Source organism: Tatumella sp. JGM91 (assembly GCF_018257575.1).
In the GTDB taxonomy this organism is placed as follows: Bacteria; Pseudomonadota; Gammaproteobacteria; order Enterobacterales; family Enterobacteriaceae; genus Tatumella; species Tatumella punctata.
In genome coordinates, this window is record NZ_JAERJP010000001.1 from 13430 (window position 1) to 34552 (window position 21123).

General features: G+C 49.5%; 20 protein-coding genes and 1 other RNA gene. 15 read left to right on the plus strand and 6 right to left on the minus strand.

Going from position 1 to position 21123, the window contains the following annotated elements; genetic code table 11:
- Positions 1-115: 115 nt before the first annotated feature.
- The 6 genes from clpP to JK198_RS00095 all read left to right on the plus strand — a co-directional run bounded on the left by clpP (position 116) and on the right by JK198_RS00095 (position 7712).
- Positions 116-739 (plus strand): ATP-dependent Clp endopeptidase proteolytic subunit ClpP, encoded by a 624-nt coding sequence (clpP, locus tag JK198_RS00070; RefSeq protein ID WP_212707940.1) that lies wholly within the window; start codon positions 116-118, stop codon positions 737-739.
- 121 nt (positions 740-860) lie between these two features.
- The gene (clpX, locus tag JK198_RS00075; RefSeq protein WP_212707941.1) at positions 861-2132 is read left to right on the plus strand and encodes an ATP-dependent protease ATP-binding subunit ClpX; all 1272 of its coding nucleotides are present in this window, start codon (positions 861-863) and stop codon (positions 2130-2132) included.
- A 194-nt stretch (positions 2133-2326) separates the two neighbouring features.
- Positions 2327-4681 (plus strand): endopeptidase La, encoded by a 2355-nt coding sequence (gene lon / locus JK198_RS00080; RefSeq protein WP_212709855.1) that lies wholly within the window; start codon positions 2327-2329, stop codon positions 4679-4681.
- A gap of 189 nt (positions 4682-4870) precedes the next feature.
- Positions 4871-5143 carry a nucleoid-associated protein HU-beta gene (gene hupB / locus JK198_RS00085; RefSeq protein WP_212707943.1) on the plus strand — a complete coding sequence of 91 codons (273 nt, stop codon included), beginning with the start codon at positions 4871-4873 and terminating at the stop codon, positions 5141-5143.
- Between the two features lie 235 nt (positions 5144-5378).
- Positions 5379-7247 carry a peptidylprolyl isomerase gene (ppiD, locus tag JK198_RS00090; protein ID WP_212707944.1) on the plus strand — a complete coding sequence of 623 codons (1869 nt, stop codon included), beginning with the start codon at positions 5379-5381 and terminating at the stop codon, positions 7245-7247.
- A 138-nt stretch (positions 7248-7385) separates the two neighbouring features.
- Positions 7386-7712, plus strand: coding sequence for a helix-hairpin-helix domain-containing protein (locus tag JK198_RS00095; protein WP_212707945.1), 327 nt, complete (start codon positions 7386-7388; stop codon positions 7710-7712).
- Positions 7713-7786: 74 nt separating this feature from the next.
- Here JK198_RS00095 and queC read toward each other — a convergent pair whose 3' ends face one another.
- Both queC and JK198_RS00105 read right to left on the minus strand, forming a co-directional pair.
- The gene (gene queC, locus JK198_RS00100) at positions 7787-8482 is read right to left on the minus strand and encodes a 7-cyano-7-deazaguanine synthase QueC (RefSeq protein WP_212707946.1); all 696 of its coding nucleotides are present in this window, start codon (positions 8480-8482) and stop codon (positions 7787-7789) included.
- A gap of 93 nt (positions 8483-8575) precedes the next feature.
- The gene (locus JK198_RS00105; protein ID WP_212707947.1) at positions 8576-9613 is read right to left on the minus strand and encodes a PLP-dependent cysteine synthase family protein; all 1038 of its coding nucleotides are present in this window, start codon (positions 9611-9613) and stop codon (positions 8576-8578) included.
- Positions 9614-9728: 115 nt separating this feature from the next.
- Here JK198_RS00105 and JK198_RS00110 point away from each other — a divergent pair, with 115 nt between their 5' ends.
- From JK198_RS00110 to amtB, 5 genes are all read left to right on the plus strand, one after another.
- The gene (locus JK198_RS00110) at positions 9729-10190 is read left to right on the plus strand and encodes an Lrp/AsnC family transcriptional regulator (RefSeq protein ID WP_212707948.1); all 462 of its coding nucleotides are present in this window, start codon (positions 9729-9731) and stop codon (positions 10188-10190) included.
- Positions 10191-10211: 21 nt separating this feature from the next.
- The gene (locus JK198_RS00115; RefSeq protein WP_212709856.1) at positions 10212-11981 is read left to right on the plus strand and encodes a SmdA family multidrug ABC transporter permease/ATP-binding protein; all 1770 of its coding nucleotides are present in this window, start codon (positions 10212-10214) and stop codon (positions 11979-11981) included.
- A 21-nt stretch (positions 11982-12002) separates the two neighbouring features.
- The gene (locus tag JK198_RS00120; protein ID WP_212707950.1) at positions 12003-13751 is read left to right on the plus strand and encodes a SmdB family multidrug efflux ABC transporter permease/ATP-binding protein; all 1749 of its coding nucleotides are present in this window, start codon (positions 12003-12005) and stop codon (positions 13749-13751) included.
- A 258-nt stretch (positions 13752-14009) separates the two neighbouring features.
- Positions 14010-14348, plus strand: coding sequence for a P-II family nitrogen regulator (gene glnK / locus JK198_RS00125; RefSeq protein WP_038018716.1), 339 nt, complete (start codon positions 14010-14012; stop codon positions 14346-14348).
- Between the two features lie 31 nt (positions 14349-14379).
- Positions 14380-15666, plus strand: coding sequence for an ammonium transporter AmtB (gene amtB, locus JK198_RS00130; RefSeq protein WP_212707951.1), 1287 nt, complete (start codon positions 14380-14382; stop codon positions 15664-15666).
- Between the two features lie 40 nt (positions 15667-15706).
- Here amtB and JK198_RS00135 read toward each other — a convergent pair whose 3' ends face one another.
- On the minus strand, positions 15707-16585 hold the full coding sequence (locus JK198_RS00135; protein ID WP_212707952.1) for an acyl-CoA thioesterase domain-containing protein: 879 nt from the start codon (positions 16583-16585) through the stop codon (positions 15707-15709).
- Positions 16586-16776: 191 nt separating this feature from the next.
- On the opposite strand from JK198_RS00135, the gene JK198_RS00140 reads away from it, so the two are divergent.
- Positions 16777-17259 (plus strand): YbaY family lipoprotein, encoded by a 483-nt coding sequence (locus tag JK198_RS00140; RefSeq protein WP_212707953.1) that lies wholly within the window; start codon positions 16777-16779, stop codon positions 17257-17259.
- A 27-nt stretch (positions 17260-17286) separates the two neighbouring features.
- Here JK198_RS00140 and JK198_RS00145 read toward each other — a convergent pair whose 3' ends face one another.
- Positions 17287-17601, minus strand: coding sequence for an MGMT family protein (locus JK198_RS00145; protein ID WP_212707954.1), 315 nt, complete (start codon positions 17599-17601; stop codon positions 17287-17289).
- A gap of 153 nt (positions 17602-17754) precedes the next feature.
- On the opposite strand from JK198_RS00145, the gene ffs reads away from it, so the two are divergent.
- An RNA gene (gene ffs, locus JK198_RS00150) (signal recognition particle sRNA small type) lies at positions 17755-17851 on the plus strand.
- 370 nt (positions 17852-18221) lie between these two features.
- On the opposite strand, the gene JK198_RS00155 is transcribed toward ffs, so the two are convergent.
- Both JK198_RS00155 and tomB read right to left on the minus strand, forming a co-directional pair.
- On the minus strand, positions 18222-18440 hold the full coding sequence (locus JK198_RS00155; protein ID WP_212707955.1) for an HHA domain-containing protein: 219 nt from the start codon (positions 18438-18440) through the stop codon (positions 18222-18224).
- A 17-nt stretch (positions 18441-18457) separates the two neighbouring features.
- Positions 18458-18838, minus strand: coding sequence for an Hha toxicity modulator TomB (gene tomB / locus JK198_RS00160; RefSeq protein ID WP_212707956.1), 381 nt, complete (start codon positions 18836-18838; stop codon positions 18458-18460).
- Between the two features lie 768 nt (positions 18839-19606).
- Between tomB and JK198_RS00165 the strand changes: the two genes are divergently transcribed.
- Entirely contained in the window at positions 19607-20281 is a 675-nt protein-coding gene (locus JK198_RS00165) for an ABC transporter ATP-binding protein (RefSeq protein ID WP_212707972.1), read from the plus strand.
- Entirely contained in the window at positions 20272-21117 is an 846-nt protein-coding gene (locus tag JK198_RS00170; RefSeq protein ID WP_212707957.1) for a metal ABC transporter permease, read from the plus strand. Before JK198_RS00165 ends, JK198_RS00170 begins: the two co-directional genes overlap by 10 nt.
- The last annotated feature ends 6 nt before the right edge of the window (positions 21118-21123 follow it).

Sequence of the window (21123 nt, forward strand, 5' to 3'; positions counted from 1 at the left end):
TGACTGATTAACCGTCCTGACGTTGTCGGAAGGAGGCAGGCTTCGGGGATTCGTAGCTTTCCTAACGTAAAATCGGTACAGAGTATTACCAATGTAATTTATTCAGGAGACGGTTATGTCATACAGTGGCGAACGTGAAATGATGGCATCACAAATGGCGCTGGTGCCAATGGTGGTTGAACAGACTTCACGCGGAGAGCGTTCTTACGACATTTTTTCCCGCTTACTTAAAGAGCGTGTGATCTTTTTGACAGGGCAGGTTGAAGACCAGATGGCCAACCTGATTGTCGCTCAGATGCTGTTTTTAGAAGCCGAAAATCCTGAGAAAGATATTTATCTGTATATTAACTCGCCGGGTGGCGTGATCACTGCCGGAATGTCGATTTATGACACCATGCAGTTTATCAAACCTGATGTCAGCACCATTTGTATGGGCCAGGCATGTTCGATGGGGTCATTCCTGTTGACGGCCGGGGCAGAAGGTAAACGTTTCTGCCTGCCAAATTCACGGGTTATGATCCATCAGCCACTGGGCGGTTTCCAGGGCCAGGCAACAGATATTGAAATTCATGCCCGCGAAATCCTGAAAGTGAAACAGCGGATGAATGAGTTAATGGCGAAGCATACAGGCCAGTCGCTGGCACAGATTGAAAGCGATACTGAACGTGACCGTTTCCTCTCAGCAGCAGAAGCGGTAGAGTATGGTCTGGTCGATTCTATTCTGACGCAGCGTAAATAAGGCTGTTTGCTACACTGCTTAAACCGCAGGCTGAAACCCGGGTAAATAGTGTATTGACGATGCCAGTCTGCTGCACGTTAAGTCGTGTTGCAGATTATCGAAACAATTAAAGAGGTAACTGATGACAGAAAAGCGCAAAGACGGTTCAGGTAAGTTGCTGTACTGCTCTTTTTGCGGCAAGAGCCAGCATGAAGTGCGTAAACTGATTGCCGGACCGTCAGTGTATATCTGTGATGAATGCGTTGATTTATGCAATGACATCATCCGTGAAGAGATTAAAGACGTCGCGCCTCATCGTGAACGTAGCGCACTGCCTACACCACGTGAAATCCGCGTTCATCTCGACGATTACGTGATTGGCCAGGAAAAAGCCAAAAAAGTGCTGTCAGTAGCGGTGTATAACCACTACAAACGCCTGCGTAATGGTGATACCAGCAACGGTGTTGAACTGGGCAAAAGTAACATTCTGCTGATTGGTCCGACCGGTAGCGGTAAAACCTTACTGGCGGAAACCCTGGCGCGGTTACTGGATGTGCCTTTCACTATGGCTGATGCCACCACCCTGACCGAAGCGGGTTATGTGGGGGAGGATGTGGAAAACATCATCCAGAAATTGTTGCAGAAATGCGACTATGATGTGGAAAAAGCCCAGCGCGGTATCGTCTATATTGATGAAATCGACAAAATCTCGCGTAAGTCTGATAACCCGTCAATAACCCGTGATGTGTCCGGTGAAGGGGTTCAGCAGGCATTACTGAAACTGATTGAAGGTACTGTGGCCGCTGTTCCGCCGCAGGGCGGACGTAAGCATCCGCAGCAGGAGTTTTTACAGGTAGATACCTCTAAAATCCTGTTTATCTGTGGTGGTGCTTTTGCCGGACTGGACAAAGTGATTGCTCAGCGTGTTGAAACCGGCTCAGGTATCGGTTTTGGTGCAACGGTAAAAGACAAGTCACAGAAAGCGACTGAAGGTCAGTTACTGTCTCAGGCAGAGCCGGAAGATCTGATTAAATTCGGTTTAATCCCTGAATTTATTGGCCGTCTGCCGGTAGTGGCGACGCTGAACGAATTAAGTGAAGAGGCATTAATTCAGATTCTGCGTGAGCCGAAAAATGCTTTGACCAAGCAGTACCAGGCATTATTCAGCCTGGAAGGCGCTGAACTTGAGTTCCGTGATGAGGCGTTAACCGCAATTGCCAAAAAAGCGATGGCCCGTAAAACCGGTGCCCGTGGCTTACGTTCAATTGTTGAAGCCGCACTGCTGGATACCATGTATGACCTGCCTTCGATGGAAGGCGTGGAAAAAGTGGTGATTGATGACAGTGTTATCGAAGGGCAGTCAGAACCTATGCTGATTTACGGTAAGCAGGAAGCTCAGGCGTCTGGCGAATAAATCAGCAAAATAGCCATCTGTTAGTTAATAAAGGGGAAAATCTTTTCCCCTTTTATTTTTTCTCGCATTTATGACATTGAATGTCTTGTCATCATCCCCATATACTCAATAACCTTTGGGCCTGAAGCACCCTGACGCTGTAAAAGGGTAGCTGAGCCCATCACCTGGCGGAAATTAAACTAAGAGAGAGCTCTATGAATTCTGAGCGTTCCGAACGCATTGAAATCCCCGTATTGCCGTTACGCGATGTGGTGGTTTATCCGCACATGGTTATTCCGTTGTTTGTCGGACGTGAAAAGTCGATTCGCTGTCTGGAAGCGGCAATGGACAACGATAAAAAGATCCTGTTGGTGGCACAAAAAGAAGCTTCCACCGATGAACCCGGCGTTAATGATCTTTTTTCCGTCGGTACAGTTGCCTCTGTGTTGCAGATGCTGAAACTTCCCGATGGCACCGTCAAAGTGCTGGTGGAAGGCCTGCAGCGTGCGCGTATCGATACCCTGTCCGATAACGGTGACCATTTTGCAGCCCGTGCAGATTATCTGGAATCTGCAGAAATTGAAGAGCGTGAGCAGGAAGTGCTGGTACGCACGGCGGTGAATCAGTTTGAAGGTTACATCAAACTGAATAAAAAAATTCCGCCGGAAGTCCTGACGTCGCTGAACAATATTGATGATGCGGCCCGTCTGGCTGATACCATTGCTGCTCATATGCCCCTGAAACTGGCTGATAAACAGTCAGTTCTGGAAATGACAGATATTAATGAACGTCTTGAATATTTGATGGCGATGATGGAATCGGAAATCGATCTGTTACAGGTCGAAAAGCGTATCCGTAACCGTGTCAAAAAACAGATGGAAAAAAGCCAGCGTGAGTACTATCTGAATGAGCAAATGAAAGCCATTCAGAAAGAACTCGGCGAAATGGATGATGCACCTGACGAATTTGAAGCGCTGAAGCAGAAGATTGAAGCGGCGAAAATGCCGAAAGAGGCGAAGGAAAAAACTGAAGCCGAGCTGCAGAAGCTGAAAATGATGTCCCCTATGTCGGCGGAAGCGACAGTCGTCCGTGGCTATATCGACTGGATGGTTCAGGTGCCGTGGAACGGTCGCAGTAAGGTTAAAAAAGATCTTACCCGCGCCAAAGAAACCCTGGATACGGACCATTATGGTCTGGACCGGGTAAAAGACCGTATTCTTGAGTACTTAGCCGTTCAGAGCCGGGTCAATAAAATTAAAGGTCCTATTCTGTGTCTGGTCGGACCACCAGGGGTCGGTAAAACCTCTCTTGGACAGTCAATTGCTAAAGCAACCGGCCGTAAATACGTACGTATGGCGTTAGGCGGGGTGCGTGATGAAGCGGAAATCCGCGGACATCGTCGCACCTATATCGGTTCAATGCCGGGCAAACTTATCCAGAAAATGGCCAAAGTCGGGGTGAAAAACCCACTGTTCCTGCTGGATGAAATTGACAAAATGTCGTCTGATATGCGCGGCGATCCGGCTTCTGCACTACTGGAAGTGCTGGACCCGGAGCAGAATATCGCATTTAACGATCATTACCTGGAAGTCGATTACGACCTGTCCGACGTTATGTTCGTGGCGACCTCGAACTCGATGAATATTCCGGCTCCGTTACTGGATCGTATGGAAGTGATCCGTCTTTCCGGTTATACGGAAGATGAAAAGCTGAATATTGCCCGTCGTCATTTACTGCCGAAGCAAATTGAACGTAATGCGTTAAAACCGAAAGAAATTACGGTTGAAGACAGTGCACTGATGGGCATTATTCGTTACTACACCCGTGAAGCCGGGGTACGTAGCCTGGAACGTGAACTGTCAAAGCTGTGCCGTAAAGCAGTGAAAGCCCTGTTGCTGGATAAGCAGCAGAAACACATTGCGATTAATGGCGACAACCTGAAGGATTATCTCGGGGTGCAGCGCTTTGATTACGGCCGTGCTGATGAGCAAAACCGGATTGGCGAAGTGACCGGTCTGGCATGGACCGAAGTCGGTGGTGATTTACTGACCATTGAAACTGCCAGTGTCCCGGGTAAAGGTAAACTGACCTATACCGGTTCTCTGGGTGAGGTGATGCAGGAGTCTATCCAGGCAGCAATGACGGTGGTCCGTGCCAGGGCAGAGACGCTGGGGATTAACAGTGATTTCTACGAAAAGCGTGATATCCACGTGCACGTCCCGGAAGGCGCCACACCAAAGGATGGTCCGAGTGCCGGTATTGCTATGTGTACTGCGCTGGTGTCCGCGCTGACCGGCAATCCTGTGCGGGCTGATGTCGCGATGACCGGTGAGATTACGTTGCGTGGTCAGGTACTGCCGATTGGCGGATTAAAAGAAAAGCTACTGGCTGCTCATCGTGGTGGTATTAAAACCGTACTGATCCCCGATGAAAACAAACGTGATCTGGAAGAGATCCCTGATAATGTGATAGCGGATCTGAAAATCCATCCGGTTAAATGTATCGAAGAAGTGCTTAAACTGGCACTGGAACGTGCACCGGAAGGATTTGAGGTTGAAACAGCGAAATAATCTCGTTGCGTCAGCGCGGTTATTACCGTCAAATAGCGGCGGTAATAACCCGGATGCCGGCATTGTTATCACGGCGGCATAAATTCAGAGTAATACCGTTGTGTATGGCTGCGATGCTTGTTATAACGGGCTGTTCTTTATCGGCAGTTATTCTGCCGGTAAGGTAAAAAAATAAAAGGGGATGATAGAGTGAATAAATCACAGTTGATTGACCAGATTGCTGCTAATGCGGATATCTCCAAAGCAGCAGCCGGACGTGTTTTAGATGCATTTATGAGTGCAGTAACAGAGTCACTGAAAGAAGGTGATGAAGTGGCTTTAGTCGGCTTTGGTACTTTCTCCGTGCGTGAGAGAGCAGAGCGTACCGGCCGTAACCCACAGACCGGAAAGGAAATCACTATCCCGGCAGGTAAAGTTCCTGGCTTCCGTGCCGGCAAAGCACTGAAAGATTCTGTTAATTAATCGTATTTAACTCTGTGAAAGGATTTTCTTTCATGGATTGAGGACTGTACTGCCGTTCTCATGTAACATACTGGCACATCATGGTGATGTGCCTTTTTTATGCCGGTTAGCGGCTGCATAAGACGGTGACATCACCAGACAGGTTCGAAAATCAGTACCTGTTTATTGCTGATTTTTGAGTTGAACGGCGACGGTAAAGCGTCATATTTACACTACAGCGGAGTGTTGCCATACCATGATGGACAATTTACGCACGGCCTCTAGCCACATCGTATTGAAGATTATACTGGGATTGATCATTGTTTCATTCGTGCTGACCGGCGTGGGTAACTATTTGATTGGTGGTAATAGTGATTATGCCGCCAAGGTTAACGGTATCACTATCAGTGGTCCTCAGCTGGAGAATGCGTTCAATAATGAGCGTAATCGTCAGCAACAGCAACTGGGCGCACAGTTTGCTCAACTGGCAGGCAATGAACAATTTGTACAGCAAATGCGCCAGCAGGCGATGTCGGATTTGGTCGACCAGACACTGCTACAGCAGTATGTTAAGTCACTGGGACTGGATGTCAGTAACGATCAGATTAAACAGGCTATCTTTGCCCAGAAGGCTTTCCAGACCGACGGCCATTTTGATAATGCCCGTTTTACCGGCCTGATTAACAGTATGGGATATACCCCTGACCAGTATGCAGTGGCATTACGTAAGAGCCTGAGTACTGGTCAGCTGATTAACGGGATCACGGATACTGATTTTATGCTGAAGAATGAAATCAGCCAGCTGGTGAGCCTGGTGGCACAGCAACGTAATGTCCGTGAAGCGGTCATTAGCACTGATGCGCTGGCGGCGAAGCAGACTGTTTCAGATGACGAAGTGAACAGTTATTATCAGCAACATAAAGACAGCTTCCTCGCGCCTGAACAGTTCCGTGTCAGCTATATCAAACTGGACGCGGCCAGCCTGCAAAAAACACCTTCCCCGCAACAGGTACAAGCCTGGTATGACAGTCACAAAAGTGACTACACCACGCCGCAGCGTACCCGGTTTAGTGTGATTCAGGTAAAAACACAGGCTGATGCCGATGCTGTGCTGGCACAACTTAAACAGGGAGCCGATTTCGCGGCTTTGGCTAAAGAGAAATCTATTGACCCGATTTCTGCCCGTAAAGGCGGTGACATGGGCTGGCTGGAGCCGGATACTCTGCCAGATGAACTGAAAAATGCCGGTCTGACAACCAAAGGTCAGATTTCTGGTGCGATTAAAAGTTCGGTCGGCTATCTGATTGCGCGGGTGGATGATATTCAGCCGGAACAGATCCAGCCACTATCGGCTGTTTATACCACTGTTGCTCAAAGCGCAGAGCAGGATAGTGCCGTCAGCGAGTTCTATCAGCTGCAGCAAAAAGTCAGCGATGCCGCCAGCAATAATAATGCATCCCTTTCCGGTGCAGCCAGTGTTTCCGGGGTTAATGTGGTCGAAACCGGCTGGTTTACCCGTGACACGCTGCCTGCGGACCTGAATTTTGATCAGGTAAAACAGGTTATCTTCGGCGGAACGCTGCTGGGAAGTAACGGTGCTGCCGGTAATAACTCGGATATTATTACCGTAGAGGGTGACAGAGCCTTTGTGGTTCGTATCAGTGATCATAAACCTGAAGCAGTACAACCGCTGGTTCAGGTAAAACAGCAGATTGTTGATGCGATTAAACATGATAAAGCACTGCAACAGGCACGTACTCAGGCAACGGCGATTGTTGACCAGCTGAAACAGGGGAAAACCACAAGCTTTGATGCTGCCGGTCTGAAATTTGCGGCCTCAGAAACGCTTGAGCGTAATAACCCGAATGCTGTGACATCTACTGTCTTCGCCTTACCACAGCCACAGGCAGACAAACCTTCTTACGGTATCGGGGAAGATATGCAGGGTAATGTCGTGATTTTAGCGCTGGATAAAATCAGTGAAGGCACATTACCGGAAGCTCAGGTAAAACAGATGGTCGCTGGTGTGACACAAAACAATGCGCAACTGGTATTTGCCGCACTACTGCAGAATCTGCGTCATAATGCGAAAATCAAATACGGTGCGGCTGCTCAAATGCAGTAACCGTCCGCAACCCGTGTTGTGATGTTGTAATAACAAAGGCTGCCTTGTGCAGCCTTTCTGTTTTCTGTGCGACGTCCTCTGCGCACCGCCTCATTTTTCTGACATGCTGCCGCTGAATGTTATCCAGGGAGAATTAATATGCAATCAGGACTTATACGCATGCTGTGTACTTCACTGTTTTTACTGTCTGCTGTCAGTGTGTTGCCGGCAGGGGCCAGTGATGCAGTTCCGCGCCTTACGGGTAAGATCAATACTGCTGAGACTGTGACGACGAAGGTCAGTGTGAATCAGGCAACCGCAGAAATGCTGGCAGAGGCTATGAACGGGGTGGGTCTGAAAAAAGCCCGCGCAATCGTTGAGTACCGGGAGCAGTACGGCCCTTTCAGTTCTGTTGAACAGCTGGAGGAAGTCCCGGGGATTGGTGCGGCTCTTGTAGAAAGAAATATGTCGCGTTTAACACTGTAACCCTGCGGGACTTATCAGGGAGCATGCGGAGGGGAATAACGCCGGGCAACAGATACCTTCTGTTGCCCGTGATGTTACACCAGGCCGGTTTTTTGCTTCATGGCCGTCATCACCGGTTGCGGTTGTTGCTGGTATTCTTCCAGTCCGCGGGCACGCAGATGGCAGGCCGCACATTCACCGCAGCCGTCACCGGTTATCCCGTTGTAGCAGGTCAGGGTGGAGTGACGGATCAGTGGCAGTTGCTGCCAGTAGTCTGCCAGTGCCCAGGTCTCGGCTTTATTCAGCCACATCAGCGGCGTTTCAAAGCGAACATCTCTTGCCATTCCCAGCTGAACAGCATTATTCAGTGCTTTGACAAAATCATCCCTGCAGTCGGGATAACCGGAAAAGTCCGTTTCACAGACCCCGGTGATCACTGCTTCGGCGTTTACCTGGTAAGCATAGATAGCAGCCAGTGTCAGAAACAGAATATTCCGGCCCGGAACAAAAGTACTGGGCAGACCGTCCGCTGCGGCATCGTAGGCCGGTACCGGGATGTTATCCCGTGTCAGGCTGCTGATTGCCAGCTCGTTGAGTAGTGTCACATCCAGGACTTTATGTGCTCTGGCCCCCAGTTGCTGGCTGAGCTGACGTGCGACCTCTATTTCCTGGTGATGGCGCTGGCCATAGTCGAAGGTGACACAATGGACTTCATCATACTGGTTAAGTGCCTGGATCAGGCAGGTGGTCGAATCCTGTCCGCCACTAAAAACAACTACTGCTCTTTTCATTATCGTTATTCCGCTCAGATTACGCCGGTATGTTAACCTCTGGCGGGCAAAAGGACAAAGCCCGCGGCACGCAAGGTAAACCGGAGAAGATGGTCAGCAATTCAGTTCAGATTGCCAGTGGCTGATATCACCGATATTCTGGCCGACCCAGTGGGGATTATAGTAAGTATCCGGATAACGTTCTCCGCTGTCACAGATTAACGATACCAGTGCGCCCTGCTGACCCCGGGCTTTCATTTGCCGGGCGACATGGATCATACCGTAAAAGTTAGTGCCGGTAGACGCCCCCACGCGGCGACCAAGGATTTTTTCCAGTGCATAGATAGCGGCTACAGAGGCTGCATCCGGTACTTTAAGCATATTATCTATCACGCCGGGCAGAAATGAGGGTTCGACACGGGGCCGTCCTATGCCTTCAATCCGGCTGCCGGTCTGGCAGGTGAGGGTTTTGTCACCCTGTTGCCAGTAGTCATAAAACACCGAGTTCTCCGGGTCGACAGCCAGTAACTGTGTTTCAAAGCCGCGGTAGTGAATATAACGACCCAGGGTGGCTGTTGTCCCGCCGGTACCGGCGCTCATAATCAGCGTATGGGGTATCGGAAAAGGCTCATCCTGTAACTGACGGAAGATGCTTTCGGCAATATTATTATTACCCCGCCAGTCGGTTGCTCTTTCTGCATAGGTAAACTGATCCATATAATGGCCGTTCATCGTTTCTGCCAGTTGTGCCGAGCGGGCATATATCTGAGCCGATGAGTCGGTAAAATGGCATTCGCCGCCGTAAAAACGGATCTGTTCCGTTTTCCTTCTGGCAGTGGCGGACGGCATAACAGCAATAAATGGCAGCCCAAGCAGCCTGGCAAAATAGGCTTCGGAAACGGCGGTGCTGCCAGACGAGGATTCAATTACCGGAGTATCGCGTTTTATCCAGCCATTACTCAGCCCGTAAAGAAACAGAGACCGCGCCAGCCGGTGTTTCAGACTGCCACTCGGGTGGGTGCTTTCATCCTTCAGATAAAAGTAAATCCCCGGAAATTCCTTCAGGGTAAAACGGATTAAATGGGTATCTGCCGAACGCCGGAAGTCTGCATTTATCTCGTTGATTGCTTCTCTGACCCATGGGTCTGCCATGATATGTACCCTGTAAATTTAAAAAGGCAGCATAAAGCACCCGGCGGAAAATAACGTGATTAAATAGCGGTTAATATGCCCCTGTAAGAGAAAAATATTCTCCGGAGTTAGTTATATGGTAGATAAAATAGATCGTAAATTGCTGTCTTTGTTGCAGGAAGACAGTACATTATCTTTGCAGTCATTAGCCGATGCGGTAAACCTGACATCAACCCCTTGCTGGAAACGGCTGAAAAAGCTCGAAGATAATGGCATTATTCGCGGCCGGGTGACATTACTGGACGGGGATAAGCTCGGGTCAGGCCTGATAGCATTTATGTTTATCAAGACCCAGCAACATAATAAACAGTGGTATCAGGATTTTGTGTCACTGATCCATGAGTTACCGGAAGTGATGGGCTGCTACCGAATGTCGGGACAGTATGATTATTTGCTGCGTATTCAGATTGCGGATATGAAAAGTTATGATGCGCTGTATAAAAAGCTGGTGGAAGGTATTTCCGGACTGACAGAAGTGACGTCCAGCTTTGCAATGGAAGAAATTAAATATACCACTGCTATACCGCTCAATCTGTAGTCACTGATAGTGAGATCCTGAGTGCTTTTATTTAGTCAATTACGTGAATATTTCGCGTCAGAATGGCGGCGGTACACCGGTGCGGTCAGCCTGCTGGTGCTGGTTGCGCTATTACAATTACTGCCGCCGCGGCTGGTGGGGATTATCGTTGATGGTGTCACACATCATACCTTGTCACATCGTCAGCTGACCCTATGGATTGGCGTTATTCTGGCGATTGCGGTGGTCACTTATTTTTTACGCTATGTCTGGCGGGTGTTGCTGTTTGGCGCGTCTTATCAGCTGGCAGTGGTATTGCGGGAAAAATATTATCATCAGCTCAGTCGGCAGAGTCCGCAGTTTTATGCCCGTTACCGGACCGGTGACCTGCTGGCCAGAGCAACCAATGATGTCGACCGGGTGGTATTTGCCGCCGGAGAAGGGGTACTGACGCTGATTGACTCGCTGGTGATGGGGCTGGCGGTGCTGGTGGTGATGAGTACTCAGATCAGCTGGCAACTGACACTGATAGCTTTAGTCCCGATGCCGGTAATGGCATTGATTATTAATCGTTGCGGGAAAAAACTTCACCGTCGCTTCCGCTCGGCACAGGCGGCTTTTTCTTCTCTGAATGATCAGGCCCAGGAGAGCCTGACCAGTATCCGGATGATTAAAGCCTTTGGCCTTGAGCAATACCGTTCCGCTCAGTTTCTGAAAACGTCACAGCAAACCAGCACCGATAACTTCCGTGTCGCGAGGGTGGATGCCTTATTTGAGCCGGTAATTTATCTGGCGGTTGCCTGTTCTAACTTTCTTGCGATTGCCGGCGGAGGCTGGATGGTCTGGCATCAGCAGTTATCCCTCGGCCAGTTAACCAGTTTTGTTATGTATCTCGGGTTAATGATTTGGCCAATGCTGGCACTGGCCTGGATGTTTAACATTGTCGAGCGAGGCAGTGCGGCATGGGTGAGGATTGAGGCTCTGCTATCACAGTCCCCGGAAATTGCTGACGGCCTGCACCGGCTGCCGGCAGGACGCAGTGATTTACGGCTGAATATTGCACATTTCCGCTATCCGCAAAGTGATAATGATGTGTTACACAACATGGAAATAACCGTACCGCCCGGCAGTATGCTGGGGATCTGTGGTCCGACAGGTAGCGGAAAGTCGACTCTGCTGACCCTTATCCAGCGGCATGTCGAACTCACAGCAGGACAGGTGACTTATCACGGACAGCCTCTGTCATACTGGTTACAGGATGACTGGCGGCAGCGTCTGGCGGTGGTAAACCAGTCGCCGTTTCTGTTTTCAGACACGGTTGCCGGCAATATTTCTCTGGGTAATCCGCAGGCCAGCCGTGAACAGATTGCTCAGGCGGCTAAGCTGGCCTGTGTCGAACAGGACATTTTACGCCTGCCACAGGGTTATGATACGGATGTCGGCGAGCGCGGCGTTATGCTATCCGGCGGACAGAAACAACGCATTTCTCTGGCCCGTGCCCTGCTGATGAATGCGGAAATTCTGATCCTTGATGATGCTTTATCAGCCGTCGATGGCGGTACTGAGCACCGGATACTGACAAACCTGCGACAATGGCGGGGGAATAAAACCGTGATTATGACTGCGCATCGTTTATCTGCGCTGGCGATGGCTGATGAGATTATTGTGCTGCAACAGGGGGAAATAACCCAGCGCGGGACTCCGCAGCAACTGGAAAATGCCGCCGGCTGGTATCAGGATATGTATCAGTATCAGAAAATAGCAGCATCACTCTCCGGCAATTCAGGCCGTCAGCCACCACAGGAGGTTTGAGTGTCTCAGCCGGTATCATTTATGAAAACCTTAACACGGTTACTGGCGTATGGTCTGCCGTGGAAAAAACAGTTAATTTCAGCGGTGGTATTGCTGGTTCTGGCGGCGGCAGCACAGGTCGCAGGGCCGATGCTGATCAGCTATTTTATCGACCATTTTATCAGTGCTGAGCAATGGCAGTGGCGGGCAGTATTGCTGACGGGGGCAGGATTTTTGCTTTTGCAGCTACTGGCCGCGATATTTAATTACCGCCAGTCTCTGTTATTTAACCATGCGGCGATTGGTGTGGTGCGCAAACTCCGTTGTGAGGTGATGGACGCGGCATTGCGCCAGCCACTGAAAGCATTTGATACCCAGCCGGTCGGACAGCTGGTTTCCAGAGTCACCAACGACAGTGAGGTGGTACGCGATCTGTATATCACTGTGGTCGCCAGCGTGTTACGCAGTACGACCCTGATTATTGCAATGCTGGTCGCCATGTTTGCCCTGAACGTGGAAATGGCATTGATTGCGTTATGCATTTTCCCGATGGTGCTGGGTGTGATGATTATTTATCAGAAACACAGTACAGGGATTGCCCGCCAGGTGAGAACCCGGCTGGCAGATATTAATAACGGTCTTAATGAAGTGATTAGCGGTATGACGGTGATCCGGCAGTTTCGCCGTCAGCAACATTTTGCTCAGCTGCTGAAACGGCACAGCGAAAATCATTACCGCTCAAGAATGAAAATATTGCGTCTGGACGCCTTTCTGTTACGGCCATTACTCAATCTGTTCAGTGCTGTGATTCTGGCTATGCTGGTACTGGTGTTTAGCCTGGCGAGCCCCGGTCACTTCGAAGTCGGGGTATTGTATGCATTTATTGCTTATCTGGGCCGGATTGAAGAGCCGTTAATTGAACTGACGACCCGCCAGTCGTTATTACAGCAGGCAGTTGTCTCCGCTGAACGTATTTTTGAACTGATGGATGCGCCGGCACAGCAATACGGTACTGATAACCGGCCGCTGGCCTCCGGACAACTGACGATCAGGCAGTTGTATTTTGCGTATCAGCCGGAACGTGATGTCTTGAAAAACATTAACTGTCAGTTAAAAGAGGGCGGTTTTCTGGCACTGGTCGGGCATACGGGCAGCGGTAAAAGTACTCTGGCTAATCTGCTGATGGGGTATTACCCAATCACGCGCGGAGAGATTATCCTCGACGGGCGGCCGATCAGCGATCTCAGCCACCGGGTATTGCGTAAAGGGATCGGTATGGTGCAACAGGACCCGGTGGTTCTGGCGGATACATTGCTGGAAAATATCCGGCTGGGCCGGGAGATCTCCGAAGATCAGATAACAGATGCCCTGGCCAGGGTCCGGTTAACTGACTGGCTACACAGTCTGCCGCAGGGGATTTATACCCCGATGGGGGAGCAGGGTAATAGCTTATCGGCCGGGCAAAAACAGTTACTGGCGCTGGCACGTATTCTGGTGGATGTACCTGCATTACTGATCCTCGATGAAGCGACGGCCAGTATCGATTCCGGTACCGAACGGGCTATTCAGCAGGTACTCTCTGAAGTGCGAAAAACGACTACCCTGGTTGTTATTGCACACCGGCTGTCGACGATAACGACGGCAGATACTATTTTGGTGTTAGAGCGTGGAGAGGTCACTGAAAGGGGCACTCATCAGCAATTACTTGAGCAGGGTGGCCGTTATCAGCAAATGTACCAGTTACAGCGTGCGGGTCATGAACTATCAGACAGCAACCTTGCGGCAGGATAATCTCTCAGTGCACTCTGTTAGTACAATTTAATCAGAGAACCCTGGCTGCTGCACCACGACAACACTGACTGCACCTTAATGGTGCAGTCGCTGCCCGCCATTTTTCTCCCGCGTTAATTCCTCCGGTAACAACCTCCGCCCGGCCGCTGATTTGCTGCATTTTCCGAAAATAGCCATCACTGAATAAATGGCATGTTGTTTGCTTATGCTAGAGAAGGTTCAGTGCAACTTATAATTTCAATACCCGGAGGGAGTAATATGAAGCTGGTGACCGTGGTCATAAAGCCATTTAAATTAGAAGACGTACGTGAAGCATTATCTTCCGTGGGTATCCAGGGACTGACTGTGACCGAAGTAAAAGGGTTTGGTCGCCAGAAAGGGCACGCTGAACTGTATCGTGGTGCTGAATACAGTGTGAACTTTTTACCTAAAGTTAAAATTGATATTGCTATTGCCGATGATCAGCTAGATGAAGTCGTTGATATTATTAGTAAAGCAGCCTATACCGGAAAAATTGGTGACGGAAAGATTTTCGTTTCTGAATTGCAACGTGTCATTCGTATCCGTACCGGTGAAACAGACGAAGCTGCGCTTTAATTTAGCCTTGGATTACTGAGGGAAGGGAAAAATGAATAAATTTCTGACTAAACTGGCTCTGGCGGGGGCAGCGCTCGCGCCATCGTTTGCCTTTGCCGCACCTGCCGTTGCCGATCAGGCGGATAACGGATTTATGATGATTTGTACTGCTCTGGTGCTGTTTATGTCAGTACCGGGCATCGCTCTGTTTTATGGCGGACTGATCCGCGGTAAGAACGTATTATCCATGCTGACACAGGTTTCGGTGACTTTCTCTCTGGTTGCTGTTATCTGGGTAATTTATGGCTACTCACTGACCTTCGGCGATGGCAATAACTACGTTGGTGGCTTCCAGTGGGTGATGCTGAAAGGGATTGAACTGAAAGCGCTGATGGGCACCATTTATCAGTATATCCATGTAGCATTTCAGGCATCTTTTGCCTGTATTACCGTAGGCCTGGTGCTGGGCGGATTGGCTGAGCGTGTGCGTTTCTCTGCAGTACTGATTTTTACGGTTATCTGGGTCACTCTGTCTTATTTCCCTATCGCGCATATGGTGTGGGGCAACGGCTTACTGGCTCAGGACGGAGCTCTGGATTTTGCCGGGGGGACAGTGGTGCATATTAATGCTGCGATTGCTGCGCTGGTCGGTGCTTATATGCTGGGTAAACGCGCTGGTTTTGGCAAAGAAGCATTTAAACCACATAATCTGCCGATGGTTTTCATTGGTACGGCGATCCTCTACATCGGCTGGTTTGGCTTTAATGCCGGTTCTGCTGCTTCAGCTAACGAAATCGCTGCGCTGGCGTTTCTGAATACGGTTGTTGCTACCGCGGGTGCAGTATTGTCCTGGACGTTTGGTGAGTGGCTGGTGCGTGGCAAGCCTTCATTACTGGGTGCCTGTTCCGGGTTTATTGCCGGCCTGGTTGCCATTACCCCTGCTTGTGGTTATGTCGGCGTAGGCGGTGCACTGATCATTGGTCTGGTTGGCGGACTGGCAGGTATCTGGGGTGTGACATCACTCAAACGTTTCCTGCGTGTCGACGATCCTTGTGATGTGTTCGGTGTTCATGGTGTCTGCGGTATCATCGGTTGTATCCTGACAGGGGTGTTTGCCTCTTCTTCACTGGGTGGGGTGGGTTACAGTGCCGGAGTCACTATGGGCCATCAGGTCTGGGTTCAGATCCTCAGTTGTCTGCTGACGCTGGTCTGGTCTGGCGTTGCTGCGTTTATCAGCTTTAAAGTGGCGGATATGGCGGTCGGGCTGCGTGTTCCGGAAGACCAGGAGCGTGAAGGTCTGGATGTTAACAGCCACGGTGAGAATGCTTACAATCAGTAATGCGAACTCAGGGCTGTAATTAACGGTAGAAAAAGGGCGGTTACCGCCCTTTTTTACTGTGTTTTTTCTGACGTATTATCCCTTCCTGTACTGCAGATGCCACCAGCTGACCGTCCTGACTGTAGAATTCTCCGCGTACAAACCCCCTGCCACCGGAAGCCGAAGGGCTGCTCACGCTGTATAACAACCACTGGCTGAGGTTCACCGGGCGGTGGAACCACACAGAATGGTCAATGGTGGCAACCTGTATATCCGGTTCCAGAAAACCTTTGCCATGGGGCTGTAATGCGACCGGTAAGAAATTAAAGTCAGAGGCATAACTGAGCAGCGATTGCTGCAGGGGCTGATCATCTGGCAACCTGCCGTTAGCTCTGATCCATACCTGGCGGACAGGCTCACTGATCTGCCCTTGTAACGGGTGATGTTGCTGAACCGGACGGATTTCCAGCGGGCGGTCGGCGCTTATCAGGGATTTTAACGCCGCGGGTACGCAGGAACCCGGTTTTCGGGCCAGTTGTTGTTCGCCGGGCAGATTTTCCGGACCATTGATGTCCGGCATCGGGCTCTGGTGTTCGAAACCTTCAGCGTCCGCCTGGAATGAGGCTGTCATGGAGAAAATTACCACATCATTTTGTTGTGCCGTTATCCGCCGTGCACTCAGGTTCTGGCCGTCACGCAGAATTTCCACATCGTAAATCACCGGCAGTTCACTGGACGCTGGCCGCAGAAAATAGCTGTGAAATGAGTGTGCATACCTTCGGCTGTCGGTGGTTTGTTGTGCCGCACTGAGTGCCTGAGCCACCAGTTGTCCGCCAAAAACCTGAGGTAACCCCAAATCTTCACACTCAGCGCAGAACCGCAGACCCTCCTGTTTTACAGGCTGTAGCAAGGTTAGTAAATTTTCTAATGGATTAGCCATAGAGACCTCAGTATATGGCGCGGGGATTTACCAGGAATTTTCTTATAATTTGCCCGCATAATGGTTTTGGCATAAATAAACAGGAATAAACCCGATATTCTGCCAGAATTATCAGAGCACGGTGGCAAGAATGTACTCTTGGGTAATAGCAGAGCACCGTGGTTCATTCTGTTCATAAGGAGACGACATCAATGAAATCTATGCATATTATTAGTGGATTAGTCATAGCCCTGTCTGTGACGGCATGTGCCGATAACACCGGTGTGCCTGCAGGATCGCCTCCGGCACCGGGCATCAGTACTGCGGCCGCACAACCGGTTATTTCCGGGGCTGTATTTATCCGCCAGCGTATTGCTCTGCCGGAAGATGCCGTACTGACGGTGACCTTAGCTGATGCTTCCGGGGGAACCGGACCAACGCGGGTGATTGCACAGAAAACAGAACGCCTTGCCGGACAACAGGCACCTCTCCACTACACACTGCCGTTTAATGGCAGAGAGGTCAGCCCTCAGGGACAGGTATTACTCAGCGCAGCCATTACTCTGAATGGCCGGGTGATTTTCTCTTCCGAGTCCCTGCAACCAGTAACCTCGGGAGTGACACAACGTAAAGACCTGATGCTGGAAGCTGTACCTCAGGTTGCTGTTCCGGTTGCGGCCTCTGCTGCCGGCTGATGATACCTGATGGCTGGTCAGCGGGTGTTATTGCCCTGACCAGCGATATTTTTGCAGGCAAATGATCTGTTGCTGGCTGACATCAATTCCTTCGGCCAGTAATGCCTCACGTTGTCGCAGCAGGTCTGTACCCTGCAAAGAAATTCCTCCCTGCCGGTTTACTACACGATGCCAGGGCAGCTCAGAACCTTCAGGTAATCTTTTTAAGACCGCCCCCACTTGTCTGGCGGCTCTGGAATTTCCTGCCAGCCTGGCAATGTCTCCGTAGGTCGATACCTGGCCGTAAGGGATGGCGGCCACGATTAACCAGACCCGTTCGCGAAATGCTGGTTCGTCTGTCATTGTTTATCCTGAAGAGTGGATCAGAGTAATACAGACAATAACCCGGTCAGGTGTTCAAGAAAACAACGGTTGGCTGTCGCAGGCTTGCAATTAGCCTCTCCATCACTGATAATGCCTGCGCTTTGAGAGATCAGGGCTTTTCAATGGGGACTCTGCTGGTTCTCCCGCAATGCTAACTTGTGAACCCGGTCAGATCCGGAAGGAAGCAGCCGCAGCAGGTGACGCATGTGCCGGGATGTCGCTGGCAGAGGCCCCACCCAAAAGATTCAGTTTCAATACTCCCTGCCAGTTTATCCCTTACTTACCAGACAGTTTCTGTCTCAGAAAATTATTCATCAGTATTTATTAACAATTATCGTTATTACCGTGATGTGCTTTTTATTGTTTGCGGGCACTCGACAGACAGCATAAAGAAATGCGTGCTTTGCTGGTAAGGGCACCGTATACCGGAAAGTCAACCGGTGTGTCCGCCTGACGACCCGCTGTTTTGTTATCTGAATTCCCCGCGAGAAATAATTAACCCCCGCAGGTTTTTTCATTTAATCGTAATAGTGGCCGGGAAAGCAGTTTTTCACTTCAGGCAGGTACTTTGTACAGCATGACGGGAGAGTTAAGATCCGTTATCGTACATACTTCCATACAGTTGCTGGCACTTTATCGTACAATTTATTCATCGTCAGTTCCGCCAGACGGTGGTCTGCGGCTGAATAAAAAACCACCAGATCTTCATCTGATAATTCGTATTTATTTTTTTCGATAACTCTTTCCAGAGTATCAATTGAACGACAGCGTCTCAGACGCATCAGATAATCTGTTTTGGTTAAAGTAGTGTTGCTCATAATAAAACTGCTCCTGGCTAATGTATGACACTATGCCCGTTTTTTTCGCTGAGACGGGTGTCAAAAAATAATCTAAACAACTGGTTTGATGAAGTTTTCCAGAAATTAAAATCCTGTTTATTTACTGTGTAGCCGCTAAATAATGTAAAAGTATCGTCAAGATATTTATCAACCTGTTGAATCAGTAACTCATCTTCACTATGTTTTAATTTATAGAGAATACTGAATGCTGCAATGTGTTCAATCAGATCATGCAGTTGCAGACTTTCTGCCGACGCGGGATCGTTAATCCAGCAGGCTTGTTGCAGGTTGAGAGTTGCAATACTTTCATCAAATAAGTTTTCACACAGGAACTTCAACTGCGCCACATCATACCTTTTAGGTGAGTATTCATCCATCTTTTCCACCTCTTACGAATCTGGCTGAAGACAATTTCAGCTAAAATAGAAAGCTACGGAAGATTCTCAATGACTGATACGCGTTAATCTGAAACTGACATGACCAATACAGGGTTATTGTGTAAATAACACAAACCATATCACTGTGAACAGCGGGCATGTAATTCTGACCGCGGATAAAAAAATAAGTTTAACTGTCTGCTGAATTTTTATTACGGATACAGCAACTGGTTTTTATTTTATTAAAAACTGACATTACAACGGAGACAAACCTTAGTCAGTGTTTATCCGGATGATAAAGGCTGATAGCTTATAGTATGTACCCTGTTTAAGCAGAGCGCCAGACTGACTGCCCAAAACCGTCATTTTAAACTAAAGCTACCACCTGCAGCCTGAATCTATCAATAAAGACTTTTCTTAAAATACAACGAAGTTAAACGGCCTTACACGCTGCAATTAAAATTACACAATACAGATCTGGTTGTGGTTGTTTATATTTCACAGTTACAAGCTAAACACCGGGCTGTGCCGTGACTTCGGCAGTTTACCCGACATCTGCTGCCAGCGGAAGACTATGATATTTAGATACACTTATTTTCTTTATTTCACCGCTCTCAATGCTTAATATGTAATGTTATAACGTTATTTTGTCATGCCATGGTGTTCTATGATAAGCAGTCCATTACTCTGTTCCGCATTACTGCGTTTATTGATGGCCAGCGGGGTGATCTGTGTTTTGATTATCGCCGTAAGCTGGGGTGTGAACGGATGATCAGGTTTAATGCCTGCCAGGCAGGCTACGGGAAGCAGGTGGTGACACCGGTGGTCGACGGGGAAATCCTCCCCGGAACGCTGACGGCATTGGTCGGTGTGAATGGCTGTGGAAAATCTACCCTGTTAAAAACAGTGGCCGGATTATTACCGGCGGTTTCCGGTGAATGCAGGGTATCACTGGCGCGGAAAAAAATTGGCTGGCTTCCGCAGCGTAGCGAATTAGAACGGCAGTTTCCGTTAACCGTTTTCGAACTGGTGGCTATGGGGTGCTGGCCGGCAACCGGGTGGTTTCGTGGCATCAACCGTCAGTTACGCCACCAGATTATGCAGGCTCTGGCGGCAACAGGTATGGAAAATTTTGCAGATGCAAGACCGGCGATGTTATCCGGCGGGCAACTGCAGCGGGTTTTATTTTCCCGTTTACTGATGCAACAGAGTGAATTATGGCTGCTGGACGAACCTTTCAGTGGTATTGACCAGCAAACTATCATTTCACTGATGACATTAATTCATCAGCAGCAGCGCTCAGGAACCACCATTGTGGTGGTATTGCATGACCAGCGACTGGTTGAGCAGAATTTTCGTCAGGTATTATCGCTGGAAGGAGAGAATGCCTGCTGGTATAGCTCTGAAAGTGAGCAGCAAGGGACATTGCGTTTATGTTGTTAGTTCAGCCTTTTATCGAATTTGCTTTTATGCGCAAAGCACTGGTTGCCTGTGCTGCTATTGCGATCAGTGCCACCCCGCTGGGGGTATTTCTCTCTCTGCGGCGGATGAGCCTGGTGGGCGATGCCCTTTCTCATGCTGTATTACCCGGCGCCGCGTTGGGATATCTGATTTCCGGACTGTCACTGGTCGCCATGGGTATTGGCGGATTGATCGCCGGGCTATCTGTTGCCCTGTTATCCGGGGTCGTCAGCCGTTTTACTCCGTTAAAAGAAGATGCCAGCTTTTCCGGATTTTATCTGGGTGCACTGGCACTGGGCGTGACTCTGATTTCATTGCGCCGCTCAGGGGTTGATTTATTAAATGTGCTTTTCGGTTCTCTGCTGGCAGTTAATAGTCAGGCACTGATTATGGTGGCTGCTATTTCTGCGGTCAGTCTGCTGGTCCTGGCGGTGATTTACCGTCCGCTGGTGATTGATGCATTTGATCCGCATTTCCTGCAGATGCAGGGCAGGTGGCATGCTCCGCTGGTGCACGGTATTTTTCTTATTCTGGTCGTGATGAATCTGGTGGCCGGATTTCAGATCCTCGGGACGTTAATGTCTGTCGGGTTAATGATGCTGCCGGCAGCAAGTGCCAGATTCTGGAGTCAGCGGCTGGAAAAAATACTGCTGACCGGTATTTTTATTGCCATTCTCTCTGCGTGGTTAGGTTTATCTGCATCATGGTATCTGTCTTTACCTGCAGGCCCTGCCGTTATTTTATGTGCCACAGGGTTTTTCTTTATTTCGGTATCTATTGGTCCCTGTGGCGGGATCTTCCGGCGTACCGCGGGCTGATAATTA